The 5,783-nt window shown below is 34.4% G+C and carries 6 protein-coding genes; 2 read left to right on the forward strand and 4 right to left on the reverse strand.

The features are described 5' to 3' along the window. Positions 1 to 53: 53 nt before the first annotated feature. Positions 54 to 941 (reverse strand): AraC family transcriptional regulator, encoded by an 888-nt coding sequence (locus tag AN161_RS16625; RefSeq protein WP_053595466.1) that lies wholly within the window; start codon positions 939 to 941, stop codon positions 54 to 56. Between the two features lie 110 nt (positions 942 to 1,051). Here AN161_RS16625 and AN161_RS16630 point away from each other — a divergent pair, with 110 nt between their 5' ends. Both AN161_RS16630 and AN161_RS16635 read left to right on the forward strand, forming a co-directional pair. Continuing rightward, complete coding sequence (locus AN161_RS16630) at positions 1,052 to 1,969, forward strand: DMT family transporter (protein ID WP_053595467.1); 918 nt, start codon at positions 1,052 to 1,054, stop codon at positions 1,967 to 1,969. A gap of 168 nt (positions 1,970 to 2,137) precedes the next feature. Beyond that, positions 2,138 to 3,184 (forward strand): Cj0069 family protein, encoded by a 1,047-nt coding sequence (locus tag AN161_RS16635; protein WP_053595468.1) that lies wholly within the window; start codon positions 2,138 to 2,140, stop codon positions 3,182 to 3,184. A gap of 74 nt (positions 3,185 to 3,258) precedes the next feature. Here AN161_RS16635 and AN161_RS16640 read toward each other — a convergent pair whose 3' ends face one another. The 3 genes from AN161_RS16640 to AN161_RS16650 form a co-directional block, all read right to left on the reverse strand. Beyond that, entirely contained in the window at positions 3,259 to 3,891 is a 633-nt protein-coding gene (locus AN161_RS16640) for a LysE family transporter (protein ID WP_053595469.1), read from the reverse strand. Between the two features lie 422 nt (positions 3,892 to 4,313). Next, positions 4,314 to 4,637 carry a hypothetical protein gene (locus AN161_RS16645; RefSeq protein ID WP_053595470.1) on the reverse strand — a complete coding sequence of 108 codons (324 nt, stop codon included), beginning with the start codon at positions 4,635 to 4,637 and terminating at the stop codon, positions 4,314 to 4,316. A 517-nt stretch (positions 4,638 to 5,154) separates the two neighbouring features. Further along, entirely contained in the window at positions 5,155 to 5,655 is a 501-nt protein-coding gene (locus AN161_RS16650; protein WP_053595471.1) for a hypothetical protein, read from the reverse strand. Positions 5,656 to 5,783 lie beyond the last annotated feature (128 nt).

Below are 5,783 nucleotides of genomic sequence, written 5' to 3' on the forward strand. Positions count from 1 at the left end.
GAACCTCAATAATACACGATTTCGCGTACGATGTTTTTATTTTTCTAAAGTGTTCAACTTGATTCTACTATTCGCCTACGATAAACATGTGGAGAGTATCCTGTATATTTCTTAAATTTTTCAATATAGTAACTTACTGTACTAAAACCTGTAGTTGTAGCAATTGTAGTGATGGATTGCTCACTATCACGTAATAGCACCATACTTTTGCGAAGACGATAGTGTAGTAAATATGTGAATGGTGTCATGCCGACCATTTTTTTGAAAAAGCGACTACATTCTGCCCGACTTAAAAAAACATGTGCAGCTAAATTTTCTAAAGATATCTTCTCCTGATAATGAGTATGTAAATAATCGAGCATTTCCTTTGCTCGTTCATGCTGGACAATAATTGCTGGATCTAGTATTTCTTCTATTAGCATTGATTGTGACAAAATCGTTTCCCAAATGACTAATAGCTCTCTCCAAACCTTTAGCTCATAAAAAACGGCTTGCTCTTGCAGTAATTTCGCTACAATTTCTACTTTTTGCGCCAATTCGCCGGAAAGCTTTACATAGGGCAGTCTATTGCTCGTTATATACGGTAGTACATATTTAGTTGCAAAAATACTGTCCTTGTGTCCGCCTAAAAGCAATGGGTCCACGTTAACACAGAAGATTGTAGCCCATTCTATTTGAAAAGGCTTTGCTTCATGTAAACTTGATGCATTGACAAATAACCCCTCTCCCTCCTCAAGGACAAAGACATCCGCTCCTACTCGGTATTCTACACGGCCACTTTTTACATAGACAAATTGAATTTCCTTATGCCAATGTAACGGTAAAAAATCCAGACTATCTAATCGCAAAACAGTCTCATATAGTGCAACTGGAAATTCCTTCGTCCCATGTAACGTTAGTTCTTGTAAATCCTTTGCAATTTTAATATGTGTTAACGTCACTTCTTAGCTCACCTCAATATATTGATATTTTCAACCCTTTAAATCGATATTTTTTTCGTCATACATTCTTTATAATTTCTTTATATTGATAGTTTAGGAGATGTTTAAAGATGAATCAATCTATACAAAAAAATCGTACTCTTGGTTTTATTCTTGTCATTTTAGGGGCAAGTTTTTGGGGGATTGGTGGAACCGTCGCACAAAAGCTTTTTCAGCAGGAAAATATAGAGGTTGGCTGGCTCGTTTCTAGTCGTCTTCTTTTAGCCGGTCTATTACTCATTATGGCCTATAAAATTACACATCGTAAAAAGTCTATTTTTGTGATGTGGCGGACGAAGCAAAATGCTTTTAGACAAATTTTATTTAGTTTACTCGGGATGCTGGCGGTTCAATATACTTATATGATGTCAATTGCTATAGGTAACTCGGCTGTTGCTACTTTATTGCAATATTTAGCACCACTTTTTATTATGGCCTATTATTTAATAACGAAGCACAGTCAACTGACAAGGCAGGATGGAATCGCTGTAACTTTGACGCTTATTGGTACTTTTTTATTACTTACTAACGGTTCATTGTCTACACTTTCTGTTCCAGCAATGGCCGTGTTTTGGGGGATTTTATCTGGTCTTTCGGCTGCTTTTTATACGTTATATGCTGTCTCACTCTTACAGCAGTTTCACTCATTGTTAGTTGTAGGCTGGTCAATGCTTATTGGCGGGATTGTAATGAGCCTTTTCCATCAGCCATGGCAAATTGACATGGCAAACTGGGCATTGTCGACAATCGCTTATTTTCTTTTTATCGTTATTTTTGGGACAATGCTAGCATTTTGGTTTTATATTGCTAGTTTGCATTATTTATCGCCAAAAGAAACTAGTTTACTTGGTAGCTTGGAGCCTCTAACGGCCGTTATGACAAGTGTCTTTTGGCTTAAAATTCCCTTTGGTAGCTTTCAGTTTATTGGGACAATGCTTATTCTCTGTATGATTTTATATCTCACGGTTTTTCAGAAAAAGCGCTCTTAGGAAGGTTTAACTAAATTTAGATAAATTTAAAAATATTAGTCACAAATACCTATTAAAAATTAAATAAATCATGAATCTATACATAAAATTTACATATTTTATATATCTTTTTTCCTTATCTGTCCAGTATACTGAAAATATCTTTAATCATAAAAAGGGGGTATTTTTATGGATAGAAAAGTTATTTTTTTCGAGGTTCGTGGTGGCACAGATAAGGGACCAGGTGGTTATCGAAAAGATACAATGCCAATGGTGAATGCGCTAATTCACCATGGACAGGATGCAGAAGTCATTTTCTTTGATGTAACAAAAAAAGAGGAAATTTTTAATTACGTCAAAGAGCATGGTATTGCCTATGTATCACGTATTAATCCAGGAAACTTACAGCATGAGAAAGAGTATTTTGATATGTTACGTGAGCTATGTAATGCGGGTATCATCGGTATGCCTCATCCTGATGCTATGATTGGCTATGGCTCTAAAGATGTATTATCAAAGTTGTCCTCTACGAATTTAGTGCCTGATGATACATTTGCTTATTATACAATTGAGGCATTTAAAGCCCAATTCCCTACCTCTCTTACTAATACCGAACGCGTCCTAAAGCAAAATCGTGGTTCGACGGGCGAAGGTATATGGCGAGTTAAATTGGTTGAACCCCTCGCTGAAGGAATAACAGAAGTACCACTTGATGCGGAGATTAAATGTACAGAAGCCAAAGATAATCACGTAGAATATTGGAAACTTGGCGACTTCATAAAGTTTTGTGAACAGTATATTACAGGTCCAAATGGCATGCTAATTGATATGCGCTTCCTTCCACGTATTACTGAAGGTGAAATCCGCTTATTTATGCTACGTGATAAACCCATTCACGTAGTACATAAAAAACCAGCAAATTCCGAGGACGCTTTTAGTGCAACACTGTTCTCAGGCGCGCAATATCGCTATGATGCACCAGAAGACTGGCAAGAGCTTGTACAAAACTTTTTAATCCAACTACCTCTCGTAACTAGTTTACTGGGCAATTATGATTTACCACTCATTTGGACAGCCGATTTCATGTTAGATACGAACGAAGCTGGCGAAGATTGCTATATTTTAGGGGAAATGAATTGTTCATGTGTAGGCTTCACTTCTGAGCTCTCTTTAGCACATCAAGTAGCAGAAGAAATTTTAACTTGTATCCATGAAAATGCCGAGATTTCGGCATAAAATGAGACTTTAATCTTTTACTGATATGTAATATAGGATAATAAAAAAAGTGCGATCTTTCGGGAACGCACTTTTCATATATAAATCTTAATAGCATGTATGAATTCATAAATAAAATATCCGGCAAAGCAAATTAGTAATACACCCGCTACCATTGTAAGCGACTTGATGACCTTACGACTCATCGCTTTACGGGTAACTGAAACAATGGTCATCAACCCAATATCATGCAACAATATGCCACTCAGAACCCCTGCAGCGATCACTATAAAGTTTGCTGACTCCCCCTGCCCATATGATTTGGCTAGTACAACTCCAAAAACATTTACCCAAAATACTAGATTTCCAGGTGAAATTGCAACTAGTAAACCATTACGATATGAAGTAAAAAATGATTTTGTCACTTTCTCTCCTACAAGCGTAATATCATGATCAGCATTTTTGATAGAATCTAGTCCTAAAAGGAATAAAAATCCAGCCCCTATAATCCACATAGGGATTTGAATGATCGGCATTGCTAAAATGGAAGCTAGGCCCATATACAACGCAAAAACCAATACAATATCTATTGTCATACCACCAAGTCCAACAGCCCAACCATGCATAAACCCATTTTTTAGTCCTTGCTTTGTCATTTCTACTGTAATAGCCCCAACAGGCATGGCAATTGCAAGACCAACCAATACATACGCTACATATAAACTCAAATAAACACTTCTTTCATGCAATAAGATACGTTTCATACGTCCGTTTATAGTTGCATTATAGCATAAAAATACATAAATAGAACATTATACTAATATTTATTCACTTTTTCACGCTATTACTTTATTAAATTATTTGTATGATTTTATGGGGAAACCTATTCCTATTGCTATTCATTTTTTTCTTATCAGAGCTTTTTGATCTACTTAAAAGATTCCAAGTGAATATTTTTCTTTTTCACTAACAGCCTTTATATAAAGATGTTTCTTCAGTAATTTTTGGAAGTAAAAGTGCTGTTGATATCATCAAAAGAATATGGGAATGGGCGAAGTACGGGTCAAATATGGTAGAAGTTATTATGGATGAAGGATCAATAAATGATTACAAGTAGACTGGAATTATATAAAGTTTGAAAATAAAATAGCTAGACAGATAGACCTTTGCCCGTTTGCGTAATAAAGGAAGAGTCGCCCACAGATGATAAGGGTCGACTCACTATTGCCGAGATCCAAAAATAAAAGCCAAGGTTATGACTTATCGTAACATACGAACCCCCTGCCTCATCTCGCAACATTTTCATTGGGAAAAATGATCCAGTAGCCAGTAACAACATAAATAAATGACTAATACTAGTTTTTTTCCCTCTAAACGTTTGAATCGAAATGTAAATGAAAAACAGGTTTGCATACCAACCAACATAAGCCGTCGACGATAACTCTAGAACGAAACCTAGCCAACCCATTAACAATATAATGAGTCCTCCCATTTCACCCCAGTCTGGGCTTGAAATAACAGGTAACTTTAACGAAATACAATACAAAGCCCAAATTACACTATTAGAGCAATCGTATTAAGTTTTTTGAAATTTTTTTCATAATTTTGTTCCTTCTTAGTATTATTCGTTCTAGAAATATAATCGTTCCATATCATTTTCTGAAATTATTTATATCCGAAATATTATATTACTATTTTAAATTATAGTCATCCCAAAAAATCAACACTTTTAATATTTTCTAATCATTTAAATCAAATATCATTTAGAGTTTCTATAAAAGCAACAAAGTTTACGAAAACAGCCTTAGTTTAAAAGAACATTTCTTGCTTGAAGGCGGGTATTAATATATTAAAATCTGATTTAATGTAAGATCGGCTAATCACCCTCGAATGTCTAGAAATCCTTTCTTTATTTTGGACAAGAACCTCCCGGCACTTCTTATTTATTCAATTTTAAATTGTTTTTTATGTTTTAGCCTACACCACTCTTTTTACTCTTGTACGTCTTTATTTTCTATCTTATCATCTGGAAATAAATAAAAAACTAAGGCAATGAAAATTGAAAAACTGTTAAACATGAAGAATGTATTAACATTAAAATATTGGTTGTTAACATGAATATCTAATACTGTTGTGATGTTTTGTACATATTGATCATCTACTTTCCCGTTCTTTTCAATTAATGCATCTTTTATAACTTCTCGATAATTTGCTAGAGAGATTCTTTGATAAATAAAAGCCATAATCAAGTGAACAAAGGTCAAAATTATTCCAACAATGCAAAAGCGTTTACTTATTGAATGAACTTGAAGAATTCTTACCCATAATATAACCATTAGAATGAATATTGGGAGTAATATTGCAACTACTATCAATGCTGGATTCCCGTTGCCTGAAATAGTGACTGGGCTCACAGTCATTCGGTTACTCACATAAAACATTAATAGTACTACTAAACTAGTTATAAAAAGTGTAATCTTTGCAACTTTCAAATTAACATCCCCTTTCAAATAATTTTTTATAAAAGTATATAATTAAAATAAAGGCGAATAGTAGAATCAAGTTGAACACTTTAGAAAAATAAAAACATCGTACGCGAAATCGTGTATTATTGAGGTTC

This window comes from Lysinibacillus sp. FJAT-14222 (genome assembly GCF_001278875.1).
GTDB lineage: Bacteria > Bacillota > Bacilli > Bacillales_A > Planococcaceae > Lysinibacillus > Lysinibacillus agricola.

What these genes read in the sequence shown, in the direction of transcription:
- AN161_RS16630 (WP_053595467.1), top strand. Translation starts at nt 1,052, where the DNA reads ATGAATCAATCTATACAAAAAAATCGTACTCTTGGTTTTATTCTTGTC.
- AN161_RS16635 (WP_053595468.1), top strand. Translation starts at nt 2,138, where the DNA reads ATGGATAGAAAAGTTATTTTTTTCGAGGTTCGTGGTGGCACAGATAAG.